General features: G+C 69.0%; 14 protein-coding genes. 2 read left to right on the top strand and 12 right to left on the bottom strand.

Annotated elements, in window-relative coordinates; genetic code table 11:
- Positions 1-29: 29 nt before the first annotated feature.
- Entirely contained in the window at positions 30-884 is an 855-nt protein-coding gene (gene purU / locus DER72_RS11300) for a formyltetrahydrofolate deformylase (RefSeq protein ID WP_110070094.1), read from the bottom strand.
- 460 nt (positions 885-1344) lie between these two features.
- Between purU and DER72_RS11305 the strand changes: the two genes are divergently transcribed.
- Complete coding sequence (locus tag DER72_RS11305) at positions 1345-2970, top strand: ribonuclease J (RefSeq protein ID WP_110070105.1); 1626 nt, start codon at positions 1345-1347, stop codon at positions 2968-2970.
- Positions 2971-3056: 86 nt separating this feature from the next.
- On the opposite strand, the gene DER72_RS11310 is transcribed toward DER72_RS11305, so the two are convergent.
- From DER72_RS11310 to DER72_RS11350, 9 genes are all read right to left on the bottom strand, one after another.
- Complete coding sequence (locus tag DER72_RS11310) at positions 3057-3347, bottom strand: hypothetical protein (RefSeq protein ID WP_110070095.1); 291 nt, start codon at positions 3345-3347, stop codon at positions 3057-3059.
- Positions 3348-3548: 201 nt separating this feature from the next.
- Complete coding sequence (gene moaA, locus DER72_RS11315; protein WP_110070106.1) at positions 3549-4541, bottom strand: GTP 3',8-cyclase MoaA; 993 nt, start codon at positions 4539-4541, stop codon at positions 3549-3551.
- Between the two features lie 36 nt (positions 4542-4577).
- Positions 4578-5027: a molybdopterin synthase catalytic subunit MoaE gene (gene moaE / locus DER72_RS11320; RefSeq protein ID WP_110070107.1), complete on the bottom strand. Its 450-nt coding sequence runs from the start codon at positions 5025-5027 to the stop codon at positions 4578-4580.
- Between the two features lie 18 nt (positions 5028-5045).
- Positions 5046-5891, bottom strand: a complete 846-nt coding sequence (gene moaC / locus DER72_RS11325) for a cyclic pyranopterin monophosphate synthase MoaC (protein ID WP_110070096.1) — start codon at positions 5889-5891, stop codon at positions 5046-5048.
- Positions 5892-5901: 10 nt separating this feature from the next.
- Entirely contained in the window at positions 5902-7206 is a 1305-nt protein-coding gene (gene glp / locus DER72_RS11330; RefSeq protein ID WP_110070097.1) for a gephyrin-like molybdotransferase Glp, read from the bottom strand.
- Positions 7203-7820: a molybdopterin-guanine dinucleotide biosynthesis protein B gene (gene mobB, locus DER72_RS11335; protein ID WP_110070098.1), complete on the bottom strand. Its 618-nt coding sequence runs from the start codon at positions 7818-7820 to the stop codon at positions 7203-7205. The genes glp and mobB overlap by 4 nt, the downstream gene beginning before the upstream one ends.
- Positions 7817-8413 carry a molybdenum cofactor guanylyltransferase MobA gene (mobA, locus tag DER72_RS11340; RefSeq protein WP_110070099.1) on the bottom strand — a complete coding sequence of 199 codons (597 nt, stop codon included), beginning with the start codon at positions 8411-8413 and terminating at the stop codon, positions 7817-7819. The genes mobB and mobA overlap by 4 nt, the downstream gene beginning before the upstream one ends.
- Positions 8414-8538: 125 nt before the next feature.
- Entirely contained in the window at positions 8539-9843 is a 1305-nt protein-coding gene (locus DER72_RS11345) for an MATE family efflux transporter (protein WP_110070108.1), read from the bottom strand.
- Between the two features lie 115 nt (positions 9844-9958).
- A complete protein-coding gene (locus tag DER72_RS11350) occupies positions 9959-11791 on the bottom strand; it encodes a bifunctional diguanylate cyclase/phosphodiesterase (protein WP_110070100.1) in 1833 nt (610 codons plus the stop codon).
- A 281-nt stretch (positions 11792-12072) separates the two neighbouring features.
- Between DER72_RS11350 and DER72_RS11355 the strand changes: the two genes are divergently transcribed.
- Complete coding sequence (locus DER72_RS11355; protein ID WP_110070101.1) at positions 12073-12867, top strand: 2OG-Fe dioxygenase family protein; 795 nt, start codon at positions 12073-12075, stop codon at positions 12865-12867.
- A 114-nt stretch (positions 12868-12981) separates the two neighbouring features.
- On the opposite strand, the gene DER72_RS11360 is transcribed toward DER72_RS11355, so the two are convergent.
- Together DER72_RS11360 and DER72_RS11365 are read right to left on the bottom strand one after the other, a co-directional pair.
- Positions 12982-13566 (bottom strand): YceI family protein, encoded by a 585-nt coding sequence (locus tag DER72_RS11360; RefSeq protein WP_110070102.1) that lies wholly within the window; start codon positions 13564-13566, stop codon positions 12982-12984.
- Positions 13567-13617: 51 nt separating this feature from the next.
- On the bottom strand, positions 13618-14172 hold the full coding sequence (locus DER72_RS11365; RefSeq protein WP_110070103.1) for a cytochrome b: 555 nt from the start codon (positions 14170-14172) through the stop codon (positions 13618-13620).
- Positions 14173-14365: the final 193 nt, after the last annotated feature.

The raw sequence follows: 14365 nt of genomic DNA on the forward strand, positions 1-14365 counted from the left end.
CGCCTCTCGTCGACCCGCGTCTCGCCCGATCAGGCGAAGACGATGGTCTTGTTGCCATGGATCAGCACGCGATCCTCTAGGTGCCAGCGCAGCCCGCGGGCCAGCACCGCCTTCTCCACGTCGCGGCCGAAGCGCACCAGGTCGCCAGGGGTGTGGCAGTGGCTGACGCGGTGGATGTCCTGCTCGATGATGGGGCCGGCATCGAGCTCCTCGGTGACGTAGTGGCAGGTGGCGCCGATCAGCTTCACGCCGCGCTCGTAGGCCTGGTGGTAGGGCTTGGCGCCGGCGAAGGAGGGCAGGAAGCTGTGGTGGATATTGATCACCCGGCCGGCGTAGCGTTCACAGATCGACGGCGGCAGGATCTGCATGTAGCGGGCCAGCACCACGCAGTCGGCGCGCACGTCATCCACCAGGCGCACCACCTCGTCGAAGGCGGCCTGCTTCTGATCGGGCTGCACCGGCACGTGGTGGTAGGGAATTTCATGCCACTCCACCAGGCCGCGCATGGTCTCGTGGTTGGAGATCACCGCGGCGATGTCGCAGTCGAGCTCGCCGGCGGTCCAGCGGTAGAGCAGGTCCACCAGGCAGTGGGACTCCTTCGAGACCATCAGCACCACTCGGGAGCGGTTGCGGGTGTCGGTGAGCGCCCAGGTCATGTCGAACTCGGCGGCGATGGGGGCGAAGGCCTCGCGCAGCGCCTCGGGGGGCATGCCGATGGAGTCGGCCAGGATCTCGTAGCGCATGAAGAAGCGCCCGGTCTCGAGATCCGAGTGCTGGCTCGCCTCGGTGATGGAGCCGCCGTGGCCGGCGATGAACCCGGAGACCCGGGAGACGATGCCCACGCGGTCGGGGCAGGAGACCACCAGGCGGTAGTAGTGTGACATGGCGTGCCTCTTGGTTTGGCGTTGGGGGCTTGGCTTTGGGCTTGGGCTGGAATCGGGGTGCGGCATTGTAGCGAAAACAGCAGGTTCCGGCATCCAACCGCCATCGAGGCACATCAAGGGAACACGTGGGGCGACTGATTGCGCATTAAGGGACAACGTCAGAGGCGCAAGAGGGGCGCCGGGGACGGGTCACAAGGGGTCCGTGGACCAGGGATGGTCTAGGTAGCCCCCAGGGAAGGGTTCATGGCGCCCCCGAAGTGACACGTCGCCGGATCAGCCCCGAAGAATCGCCACCCTGACTGGCCCTGCGCGTCGTTGTGGCTGCCCTGGGCCTTCCCGTATAGTGATGTAACACTTTCCGAGCCCGCGCCTGCCGATGCCACAGCCCAGAGTCCAGATTCGCCCCCGCCGCCGCCCTCCCCTGCACTTCCTGCCGCTGGGCGGCTGTGGCGAGATCGGCATGAACCTGAGTCTCTATGGGTTTGGAGAGCGGGGGACGGGAGAGAGGGGCCCCGAGGACGAGTGGATCGCGGTGGACTGCGGCATGATGATCCGCCAGGACCTCCCCGACAGCCCGCTGCAGGTGCCCAACCTCGATACCCTTAGCGCCCTCGGCATCCGCCCCCAGGCGCTGATCATCACCCACGGCCACGAGGACCATATCGGCGCTGCCGCCTGGCTGTGGCCGAAGTGGGGCTGCCCCATCCACGCCACGCCCCTGGCCGCCGGTCTCTTGCGGGCGAAGTTCATCGAGCGGGGCCTGGCCACCGACGCCATCCGGGTGATCGAGCCCGGCGAGGCGCTGGAGACCGGCCCCTTCACCCTACGCTACCTGCCGCTGACCCACTCGATCCCCGAGAGCTGCGCCCTGCTGCTGGCCGCCGGCGAGCACCGCTTGCTGCATACCGGCGACTGGAAGCTCGACCCCGAGCCGCTGATCGGCCGGCCGATGTCGGCGAGCGCCTTCCGCGCCATCGCGCCGGTGGACCTGGTGGTGGGCGACTCCACCAATGCCCCCATACCGGGTCACTCGCGCAGCGAGGGCGAGGTAGCACGGGCACTCGAGCACACCATCGCCCGCTGCGAGGGGCGCGTGGTAGTCTCCTGCTTCGCCAGCAACCTGGCGCGGGTGCTGGCCATCGGCCGCGCCGCCCAGCGCAACGGTCGCCGGGTGAGCCTGATGGGGCGCTCCATGGAGCGCATGGTGGCGGTGGCCCGGGGCCTCGGCTACCTGGACGACTTCCCGCCCCTGGTGCCCGTCTCGGACCTCGGCTACCTGCCCCCCAACGAGGTGCTGGTGATCGCCACCGGCAGCCAGGGCGAGCCCCGGGCGGCGCTCAGCCGCCTGGCCCGCGGCCGCCACCACGCCATGGAGCTCGGCACGGGAGACAGCGTGATCTTCTCGGCCAAGGCGATTCCCGGCAACGAGCTCCTGATCGAGCGGCTCAAGAGCGGCCTCAAGCGGCTGGGGGTGACCCTGCTCGACGAATTCAGCCACCCGGAGCTGCACGCCTCGGGCCACCCCGCCCAGGAGGAGCTGCGCACCTTCTACGGCTGGGTGAAACCGCGCCACCTGCTGCCGGTGCATGGCGAGCCTCGCCATCAGCAGGCCCACCGGGAGCTGGCCGAGACGCTGGGTATCCAGGCCCCGCTGACCCCCCTCAACGGCGATCTGATCCGCCTGGACGCCGAGGGGCTCTCCCTGGTCTCCCGCCACCCCCAGCCCCCCTGCATCGTCAGCCAGAACGCCGTGGCCCCGCTGCCCGGCCTGGCCGGCCCGAACCAGGGCCCGCGCCACGGCAGCCTCTATCTCGCGCTGTCGGTGGCCGCCACCGGCGAGGGGGGCTGGACGCGCATCGGCCGGCTGATGCTGGACGCCAGCCAGGCCAGCCCCATCGACGAGGAGGCCTTCACCGACTGGCTGGACGAGACCCTGGAGACACTGGCGGGGGATACCCTGGCGGAGCTGCGCCTGGCGCTGCAGCCGCGCCTGATGGGCTGGTTCGCGGATCACCTGCGCCGCCTGCCGGAGATTCACCTGCAGATACTGGCCGTGGAGGCGCCCTCCGCCAACGAGCTGGGGTAGTCAACACGCCAGGCACTGAGTTGCCGAAAGGGAAAAAGAAAGCCGCTCATTGAGCGGCTTTCTTTCCTCTGGCTGTCAGGCCCTACTCACGCCTTGGTGGCGTTCTTCGGCGGACGGCCACGCTTGCGACGCGGCGGCTCGAGCACCAGGTCGTCGACGGAGAGGCCCGCCTCGCTGATGGCCTCGAGGATCTCGGAGCGCTTGCGCTCCTTCTGGAGTTCCTCCTCCTGGCGCCGGCGCTCCTCATCCTTCTTCTGCTCGATCACCTCGACGATCACCTCGGAGAGCTTGTGCAGCTGCTCCATGCTGAGCTGACGAGCGGCGGCGCGAGCGACGTTCTTGTTGCGAGCGATGCGCTCCAGGGATTCACTGGACATGGGTCCCCTCCTGAACCGGAATAAAACGAGACGGGTTGTGCGTGTATGTTGTGCGTGTGTGTAGAGGAAAAGTATATGCATGATGGGTGAATTGGCAAGGAAAGCCACACGCCCACATCGAGAAAAGCGGGCAATAAATGCCCGCCCTGGTCGGCCAGAGGCCGGCGAAAAAAGGCCGCAAAGGCGGCCAGGCAGGAGGCGTCAGCCGCCGGTCATGTTCATGAAGCGCACCACCTGGACGTCGCCGTCGGTGGTGAAGTGGTGGCGCTCGGGCTTGAGGGGCATGGCCGCCACGATGGCCCGCTTGAGGGCGTCGATATTGCCGGGGTGGGCGCGCAGCACACGGCGCAGGTCCACCGAGTGCTCATTGCCGAGACAGAGCAGCAGCCGCCCCTCCACGGTGACCCGAACGCGGTTGCAGGTGGCGCAGAAATTGTGGCTGTGGGGGGAGATGAAGCCCACCCGGGTATCGCTGTCGGCCATACGGAAATAGCGCGAGGGGCCGAGGCTGCTCTCGGTGGTGGGGGTCAGCGGGTAGCGGGTCTCGATCAGCGCCTGGACCTCGTCGCTGGAGCAGTAGGTCTCGTCGCGGCGATGGTCGGAGACATCGCCCAGGGGCATCTCCTCGATAAAGCTGATATCGAGCCCTTCATCGCGGGCGAAGGCGACCAGGTCGATCACCTCGTCGTCGTTGCGCCCCTTGAGGATCACCGCATTGAGCTTGATGCGCGAGAAGCCGGCCTCTCGCGCGGCGCGAATACCCTCGATAACCCGGGCGAGGTCGCCGGTGCGGGTCAGGGCCCGGAAGCGCTCGGGGTCCAGGGAGTCCAGGCTGATATTGAGCCGGGTCAGGCCCGCCTCGCGCAGCCGCCCGGCGAGCTTCGGCAGGCTCGCGCCATTGGTGGTCATGGCGAAGTCCCTGAGCCCCGGCAGCGTGCCGATCTGCGCGACCAGCTGGTCGATGTCGCGCCGCACCAGGGGCTCGCCGCCGGTGAGGCGCACCTTCTCCACCCCGAGCTCCACGAAGGCCCGGGCCACCAGGGCGAGCTCCTCCAGGGTCAGCACCTGGGCGCGAGGCAGGAAGGTCATCTCCTCGCTCATGCAGTAGACGCAGCGAAAATCGCAGCGGTCGGTGACCGAGAGGCGCACGTAGCGTACGCGCCTGCCGAAGTCGTCGATCAGTGCCTGGGGCAGCGTTGTCATTGTCGTCCCTCGTGCGTGTCGCGCGAATCAGGTCGTCCAGCGGCCGGCATCCTCGTGGTCGGAGTGACGCTCCGAGACCCAGTAGTCGCCGTCGCTGGCGTGCTCCTTCTTCCAGAAGGGGGCGCGGGTCTTGAGGTAGTCCATGATGAAATCACAGGCCTCGAAGGCCGCCCGTCGATGGGCGCTGGCCACCGCCACCAACACGATAGGGTCTCCGGGGGCCAGGCGTCCAATCCGGTGGATCACCCGCACCCCGCCCAGCGGCCAGCGGCCCCGCGCCTCGTCGACGATGGCCGCGAGGGCCGCCTCGGTCATGCCGGGGTAGTGCTCGAGGGTCAGGGCGGTGACCTGCGGGCGTTCATTGAAGTCGCGCACCAGGCCGGTGAAGCAGACCACCGCTCCGATATCGGTGCGCCCGGCAAGCAGCGCGTGCTGTTCGGCCCCCGCATCGAAGGGAGCCTCCTGCACACGAATCATCTGGGCTGGGTTCATCGTTCAGCCTCCGGTGACGGGGGGGAAGAAGGCCACCTCGTCCTCATCGGTGAGGGGGGTATCGTCGCCGGCCATCACTTGGTTAACCGCGCAGAGCACCCGCCCCTCATTGAGGCCTGCAAAGCGCGCATCCAGCGATGTGAGGGCCGCCTTGAGGCCGGCGACATCGGCCCGCGGCAGGTCGGTGAGCGGCACGGCAATCTCGCCCACGCCGAGACGCTCGCGCAGCTCCGCCAGGCACTTGACGCGGATGCAGGGGGCGGCGATATCGCAGCGGCTGCCCAGCGCCACCTGGCCGCTGTGCCCCTCACCGGTGACGATGGGGCCCTCGGCGCCGGTGACCACGGCGCCCTCTCCCGCCCCCTCGCCCAGGGCCTGCCCACGGCGATAGTCGCCGGACTTGCCGCCGGTCTTGGTGTCGAGGCGGATGGCATCGATCTCCATGCCCTTGTCCACCGCCTTGCACATGTCGTAGAGGGTCAGGCAGGCCACCGAGACGGCGGTGAGGGCCTCCATCTCTACCCCGGTGCGGCCGTTGAGCCGGCAGGTGGCGGAGACCTCCACGCAGCTCTCGGCCTCGTTGAGGGTGAAGTCGATGGCCACCTTCGACAGCGCCAGGGCATGGCAGAGCGGGATCAGCTCGTGGGTGCGCTTGGCGGCCTGGATGCCGGCGATGCGCGCGGTGGCCAGCACGTCGCCCTTGGGCAGGCCGCCCTCGGCGAGCAGCGCCAGGGTCTCGGGCAGCATGCGGATACGGCCGGAGGCGGTGGCCTCCCGGCGGCTCTCCGGCTTGTCGGCGACGTCGACCATATGGGCCTCGCCGCGGGCGTTGAGATGGGTCAGTGACATGGTCGATGCCTCACGGAAAACGGAACAGGGGTTGGATGGTCACCGCCTCGCCGGCGGCCACGGCGGCGCGCTCGGCGGCGATCTCGATCAAGCAGTTGGCCTGGACCATGGAGGAGAGGATGCCGGAGCCCTGGGCGCCGGTGACGGCGACCCGCAGCCGCCCGTCGGCGTCGCAGCGGTAGACGCCGCGCATCAGGTCGACGCGCCCGACGCGACTGGCGAGTGCCTGGTCGGCCAGGGCGGTGAGTCGCTCGGGCGCCGCGGCCGCGCTGCCCTGCCGCTGACCCTGCAGCTGACCTTGCAACCTGGCCAGCAGCGGAGCGGCGAACTCGCGGAAGGTGACCATGGCCGCCACCGGGTTGCCGGGCAGGCCCAGGAAGGGCACGCCCCGGGGACCGAGGCGCCCGCAGGCCAGGGGACGGCCGGGGCGGATGGCGATCTTCCAGAAGCCGAGCTCGCCCTGCTCGACCAGCGCCGCCCGGGTGTGGTCGGCGTCGCCCACCGAGACTCCGCCGCTGGTGATCACCAGGTCCGCCTCATCGGCGGCCCGGGCAAGGGCCTGGGCGATGGCGTCGCGGGCGTCGGGCAGGATGCCGAGGTCGAGCACCTCGGCGCCGTGCTCGGCGGCCAGCGCCATCAGGCTGAAGCGGTTGGCGTCAAAGATGCCCGCCGCGGGCAGCGGCTGGCCGGGGGCGGTGACCTCGTCGCCGGTGGAGAAGAGCGCCACCCGCGGGCGGCGATGCACCGCCACCTCGGCGAGCCCCAGCGAGGCCAGCAGGCCGAGCTCAGCGGCGGCCAGGCGGGTGCCGGCGGCCAGCGCCAGGGCGCCGCGGGCGATATCCTCGCCGGCGCGGCGCACGTTCTGGCCGCGCCGGACCCGCTCGGGGCGATCGACGATGGCCCAGCGGGTGCCATCGGCGCCCTGCTCGTCCGCCAGCTGCTCGCGCATGATCACGGTGTCGGCGCCGGGGGGCAGCGGCGCGCCGGTGGTGATGCCGGCGCACTCGCCGGGGGCCAGGGGTCCAGCGGGCGTCTGGCCGGCGTGGAGCTCGACGACCCGGCGAAAGCGTGTCACGGGGGCGCAATCCTCGCCGGGCGCGGCGGGCCAGGCCAGGGCGATGCCGTCCATGGCGGAGTTGGTGTTCTGGGGCACCGCAATGGGCGAGATGGCGTCCTCGGCCAGCACCCGGCCGTGGGCCTGCGCCAGGGGGACGAGCTCGGCGGGCAGCGGCCCCGCCACCAGGGCGAGCACCGCCGCCCGGGCCTCCTCAACGGCCAGCATCCGCTCGCCCAGTTCGAAGCAGGAGAGGGTCATGGCGCGGTGACTCCTAGGGCCTGGGCACGGGGCCGGCGCTCCGCGGGCCAGCGCACCGGCCAGGCGGCGATCCACTCGGCCAGGGCGGCGAGGTCATTGAGATCCAGTGCCTCGACACCTTCCGGCAGCGCCAGGGGCGCATCCGAGGCCACCGCCCTCACCCAGGGGTCCTCGGCCACTCGCAGGGGCTTGCCCAGGGCCGGGCGATGCAGTTCGAGCTTGGGCAGCGGCCAGGCCTTGAAGCCCTCCACCAGCACCAGGTCCGGCGCCTGGGTGGCCACCAGCGCCACCAGCCGGGCCAGGTCGGGCTCCTGCTGGCCGGGGGTCTCCATCATCAGCGCCAGGCGCTCCCGGGAGGCCACCAGCATGGGGGCGGCACCGGCCTGGCGCAGGCGGTGACTGTCCTTGCCGGGCTGGTCGACGTCGAAGGTGTGGTGGGCGTGCTTGATCACCGCGACGCGCAGGCCGCGCTCGGCCAGGCGCGGCAGCAGGGCCTCGAGCAGGGTGGTCTTGCCGGTGCCGCTCCACGCCGCGATGCCGAGCAGCGGCAGCGAGGCGTCCAGCGGCAGCGGCGCAGCGCTCGGTATCGGGTTGGGGTCGTGGGTCGCGCTCATGGGTCGGGGCTCGCGAGGCTGGCTTCCAGGTACTGTCGCTCGTCGTCGGTGTTGAGGTTGGCGAAGGCCGCCGGGCAGTCGGAGAAGTCGACGCGACACCAGGCGTGGCGAGCGTACCAGCGGTCGATCTTGCGCTCGCCGCCGGCCAGCGCCGCGGCGAGGTCATCGGCCAGTGCCGTGCGGATCAGCGCCACCACCGGGTGCAGGCGCTCACCGTCGCAGGCCACGGCGATATCGGCATCGCCCAGGCCCGCCACCAGGCGCGCCACCAGCTCCTCGGGCAGCGCGGGGGTGTCGCAGGGCACCACCACCAGCCAGGGGGTCGCGGCGGCGCGCAGCCCGCTGTAGATGCCCATCAATGGGCCCTGGAAGCCGCCCTCGGCGTCCTCGATGACGCGATCCCCCAGGGCAGCGTACTCCGCCTGGCTGCGGTTGGCGTTGATCAGCACCTCGGCGACCCGGCCGGCCAGGCGCTCGCGCACATGGGCCACCAGGGGGCGGCCGTGGAAGGCCACCAGCCCCTTGTCCACGCCGCCCATGCGGCGCCCCTGGCCGCCCGCCAGGATCAGCCCGGTGAGTTCGTTTGGCGTCATCTTGGCCCCTCCTGTGATCTACCCCCCATGATGCCTGAGCCGGCCACAGGGTGCCACGCTGCACCGCCGTGTAACCCCTTGTCGTGACTCGGGTCAAGCGGTCGAACGACCAAGGGGTCAGACGGTCAAGGGGAGGCGGCGGGCCCGGCCTCCCGGGTCGCGCGGCGCCTTGGGCTCGCCAGGATGCGCCGCAGCACCCGCCAGGCGGCCAATCCAGCCAGCAGGTTGCCTGCCGCGGCGCCGGCGGCAAGCCCCGGCAGGCCGCCGAGGTGGGCGCCCAGCCACAGGCAGGGCAGGTAGAAGAGGAACAGCCGGGCGGCGGACATCAGCATGGCACGCAGCGGCCAGCCCAGGGCGTTGCCGGCCGAGACCACGATCATGCACACCCCAAGCGCCGCGTAGCTGGGCAGCAGGAAGCGGATCAGGGTGGCGAGGTCGTCGCGCACCTCGGGGTTGCCGGAGAGCGCCAGCGCCACCCAGGGGGCGGCCAGGGCCATGAGCAGGCCAAGCCCCAGTTGCCACACCACGATCACCCTGAGCGCCAGGCGCAGCAGGCGGTGCACCTGGCCCCAGTCGCCGGCGCCGTAGCAGCGCCCGAGCCAGGGCGGCAGCGACATGGTCATGGCCAGCACCACCATTAGCGAGAGGGTCTCCAGGCGGCTGGCCAGGCCCCAGGCCGCCACCGAGGCCTCACCGAGCCCCGCCACTGCCGTGATGGCCAGCATGGCGGCCAGCGGCGGCATCAGCTGGCTGAGCATGGCGGGGCCGGCGATGGCGGCGAAGGGGCGCGCCGACTCGCGCATCTCCTGGCCCAGCCCCTCGCAGCACAGCCAGTCGGTATGACGAAGGTGCCGCCCCAGCACCACAAGGCCCACGCCGAAGGCGGCCACCGTGGCCCAGGCCGCTCCGGGCAGCCCCAGCCCCTCCCAGGGGCCGATGCCGAAGATCAGCAGCGGGTCCAGCACCAGGTTGACCAGGCTGGTGACCACCATCAGGGTGCCCGGCAGGCGGGTATTGCCGTGGGCGCGGAACAGGCTGTAGCCGAAGTAGAGCCCCGCCCCCAGCCAGGCAGACAGCAGCTGCGGCGCCCAGTAGCCGCGGATCAGCTCGCGGGTGGCCGCATCGGCACCCAGCAGGCCGAACACCGGCGCCTGGACCGCCCACAGCAGCAGCGCCAGCAGCGCGATGGTGGCGGTGCCGATCAGCAGCACCAGGCTGCCCAGCCGGCGGGCGCGGGCCTCCTGGCCGGCGCCCAGAGCCCTGGAGATCAGCGCCGCGATGGCGATGCCGAGTCCCACCTGGATGCCGATGATCAGGAAGGAGAGCGGAAAGGTGAAGGACTGGGCGGCCAGCGGCGCGGTGCCCAGGCGGGCGATGAAGGCGCTGTCCACCAGCTGGAAGCCGAGCAGCGCCAGCACGCCGATGGTCATGGGCCAGGTCTGCCGCCAGAGGGTCACGCCCAGGGCGTCGGAGGAGCGGGATTGCGTCACGGGAAATCCTGAGCCGGGAGGAGACGCCGTATTCTACGCAAAAGGGAGGGGACTCTCAGCTCGAGAGGTCGGCGCTGCCAGGCACCATCCCAGCCAGCAGGCGTTCGATGTCCGCCGCGGCCATGGGCCGGAAGAAGTAGTAACCCTGCACCAGATCGCAGCGCATCTCCCGGACCAGCTCGAGCTGTTCGCGGTTCTCCACCCCTTCGGCCACCACCTCGAGCCCGAGCCGGTGGCCGATGAAGACCGTGGCTTCCATGATCGCCCGATCCTCGGGCTGGTTAGGCGCATCACGCACGAAGGTGCGATCGATCTTCAGGGCGGTGACGGGGAAACGCTTGAGGTAGCTCAGCGACGAGTAGCCGGTGCCGAAGTCGTCGATGGCGATGCGAAAACCGCGATGGTGGAGACGGCGCAGCCCCGCCAGGGTGGCGTCGTCGGCCTCGATCAGGACATTCTCGGTGAGCTCGATGCCGATGTCCCGGGGCCCCAGGCCGTAGCGCTCCACGCAGGCCTCGAAGTGCGCGAAGACACCGGGTCGCTTGATCTGTCGGCCCGAGAAGTTGATGTCGATGCGCTCCAGGCCGAGGCCGGCCTCGCGCCAGCGGGACCGCTGGCGACACGCCTCTTCCAGCACCCAGTCGCCGATGCGGTGAATCAGCTCCGAGCGCTCGGCCAGGGGAATGAATTCGGCCGGCGAGACGGCCGGCCCCTCCGTCGGTATCCAGCGCAGCAGGGCCTCGAGGTTCTCGACCTGGCCGCTTGAGGCCGACACCTGGGGCTGGTAGTAAAGAACGAATTCCCCCGCCTCCAGCGCACGCTCCAGGCGGTCGGAGAGACGATGCTGGTGGAGCAGCTCGTCGTGAAGCTGCTGGTTGAAGTAGACCACCTGCCCCTGACCGGCGAGCTTGGCGCGGTTCTTGGCGACATCGGCGTTGCGGATCAGTTCGCCGGCCGTCTCACCGTTGCCGGGGAAGATGGCGACCCCGAGGCAGGCGCTCAGCTTGCAGCGGCGCTCCTCGAGGAGGAAGGGCGCCCGCATGACCTCCTCCACCTTGCGCACCAGGCGGGGAATGTCGTCCGGATCACGGATGCCCGGGAAGGCAATCACGAACTCGTCGCTGGAGACCCGAGACAAGATATCGGTGCCGCGACGCTCCCGGTTCAGGCGATTGGCCAGCTCCACCAGTAGCTGGTCCCCCTGGCCGTATCCCAGCGCATCGTTGATCTCCACGAAGTGGTCGAGGTCGAGGTAGACCAGCACCAGGGAGCGCTCCTGACGACGACACTCCGCCAGCGACTGGTCCAGCTGTTCCTCGAAACCATGGCGGTTGAGCAGGTGGGTCAGGCGATCGAAGCGGGTCGCGAAGTCCAGTTCCCTGTGAGCACGCTTCTGGTCGGAGAGGTCGACGTCCACGCAGAACATCAGCGGGTCGGCGGTGTGCTCATTGAGCATCACATGGTGTGAGAAGACCGGCACCAGCTCACCGCTCCTGTGCTGCAGTTCCAGCTCATCGGCGGGGATCTCCTGGCCCTCCTCCACCCAGGCGCTATGGGCCTGGATGACCCCCTCACGCATCCAGGGGGGGATGATCAGCTCCTCCAGCAGACGCCCCTGGGCCTCCTCGGCGGTGAAGCCATACAGGCGGGCGCTGGCGTCATTCCAGTAGATCACCCGACGATCCCGGTCATACCCCTGAACCGCCACCTTCGGCAGGCTCTCCAGCAGGGCGCGAAAGCGCTGCTCGCTCTCCAGATACTGCCGGCGCACCACCTCGGCTTCGCCGCCGGCCACAGCAGCGGATCGACTCCTCTCGGGAAGCCGATCCAGCAGCTGCGTCAGCCTGTGCCTCAGCCAGCGCAGGAAGCGGCGATCTCGTCCAATCATTCGTCTCTCGCCAATGGGGGATCATCATGGGCGCTGCACGCGCCTCTTGCGGGGTCTTCGACCTTCATCCTACACCGCTTTGTCGTTTATCTCCTACGAACCTCCCTCCTCCGAGCGACTTGACGCCTCAAGCAAATTCATGACCTAAACCTGTAGCTTCAATGCAAAACAATGAAACAAGAAGCCATCATTTGTTTGCATAGCGTTGCGCAGTCTCACCGTTGAGCGGCCATAGGGCCGGCAACACCGGGCAATTCCGCCCACCCCAAGGAGAACGACCGATGAAACTCGATACCCTCAAGCATGGCTACGACCTGACCTCCATGCCCGCCAATTCGTTGAGCGACTACTGGAACCCCGGTGTCACACGGGATCTGGAGGCGCGCGACTGGAGCCTCACCGACATTCGCCAGCGAGTCGACCTGGTGGCTTGGCAGGCCTTCCTGGCGGATCTGCCCCGCGACCCCTACGTCAACCGGCGCTGGAAGCGCATGTCCTGGCTGTGCCTCGATGACCAGGGAAGCATGGAGCTCATGGGGGAGTGTCCGATGGCGCAGGGCGGCGCCTTCAACGACGCCGAGAGCATGGCCGACCGGCTGCGTTACTACGAGCCGCTGACCGGCGAGTTCCTGTCTCGGCCCGACGTCAGGGCCTTCGTCCGTGCCTGGGCCCACCTGTGGGGGATCGGGCCCCGCGAGCCGATCCTGATGCAGATCACCGGGGTGCGCGGCGAGGGGCAGGTCGACCCGCTGCAGGGGCAGGGAATACATGCCGATGGCTGCAAGGCGCTGAGCATCCTGGTGATGAACCGCGAAAACGTCACCGGCGCAGAGAATCATCTCTATGCCGACAAGGCCGGCACCCGACCGCTGACCGATATCACCCTGGCCCCGGGTGACATCCTGCACCTGCGCGACGATCGCCTCTTCCACAGCGTGGACGGCATCCGTCAGCTGGACCCCAGCGCGCCCTTCGAGCGCTTCATCATCATCATCAACAGCCGGTTCGTCGACGACTTCCAGAACCGCATCCTGCGCCGTCACTTCCCCGACGCCGTGCTCAACGAGACGCGCTGAACCAAAGGTCCGGATCGATCGGGCCACTCCCCGTAAACGTCGACCCCCCGGGCACTGGCCCGGGGGGTCGCTTTGCTGGGTCGCGAGGGAGCCTGGCCTGGCCGCCGAGTCGCCTTACTGGCGCACGCCCTCGAAGGTGACGTAAAGCTCAAGCTCATGCATCACTTCCGGGAAGGCGCTCATGTCGATGCCGAAGTCGCCCAGAGTCAGCATGGTGCTGCCCTCGAAGCCGGCGCGGTAGCTGCCCCAGGGGTCCTCGCCCTCGCCCACCAGGGTCACCGGCATCTCGATCTCGCGGGTCTCGCCCTTGAGGGTGAGCTCGCCGGTCAGGATGCCTTCGTTGTCGCCGCTCGGCTCGAAGCCGGTGGAGACGAAGGTGGCGGTCGGGTAGGTGCCGGCGCTGAGGAAGTCGTCGGAGAGGAAGTGACGGTCACGCTCGGCATGGTTAGTGTTCAGGCTGGTCACGTCCACTTCCATCTCGACGCTGGAGGCCTCGAGATTGTCCGCGTCGTAGTAGAACTGGCCGGTGAATGACTCGAAGTTGCCGAGGATGTAGGAGAAGCCGAGATGGTTGATCTTGAACTGGACGAAGGCGTGTTGGCCTTCGGTATCCACCACGTAGTCGGCGGCCTGGGCCTGGCTTACGCCCACCAGGGCAACGGCACCGAGGGCGGTGGCGAGGGCGGTCTTCTTGAACATGGTCACTCTCCTTGTCGATTGACGATGTGTCTTGCGGGGGTTGAGCGCGGCTCAGGGGCGACGGGATCGCGCCGGATTGAGCATGCGGGTCAAGGTATCCTGGCGATCCAGGAAATGATGCTTGAGAGCGGCCAGCACGTGGCCCGCGGCCAGTACCATCAGTGCCACGGCGGCATACCAGTGGATCTCGCCGGCGATGCTCTCCTGGTTGGGCAGGCGGCTGATCAGCGCCGGCACCTCGAACCAGTCGAACACGCTGATGCCGCGGCCCCTCGCCGTGGAGATCAGGTAGCCACTGACCAGCACCACCAGCAGCAGCACGTAGAGCAGCACGTGGCCCAGATGAGCGGCCAGACGCTCGAGCCGGCTGCCGTGGGCCGCCGGCGTGGGGTTCACGAAGCGCCAGGCGAGGCGCAGCAGGGTGGCGAACAGCAGCAGCATCCCGATGGAGCGATGCCACCAGGGGGCGAGGTTGTACCAGGCATCGAAATACCCGAGCCCGGTCATCCACCATCCCAGCGCGAAGAGGCCCACGATGGTCACGGCGCTGAGCCAGTGCAGGATGATGCTGACGATGCCCCAGCCGGTACGGGTATTGCGCCACATGGCGTGGTGTCCTCGTGCCTAGTCGAAAGTTTTATCAGCTTACCGCAGTGCACCATCAACATCCGCTGAAAAAAGCCGAACCAACCATTCGAAAGAACCTTGACGTCCTCCCCTCCCTCAGCTGCTTAGGCAGCTGCCGCCAACGGCGGAAAGGAAGGGGATTCCTACGGCGCTCAGGCACGGCATTGAGCCA

It is taken from the genome of Halomonas sp. A11-A (assembly GCF_003182195.1).
Lineage (GTDB): Bacteria > Pseudomonadota > Gammaproteobacteria > Pseudomonadales > Halomonadaceae > Halomonas > Halomonas alkalicola.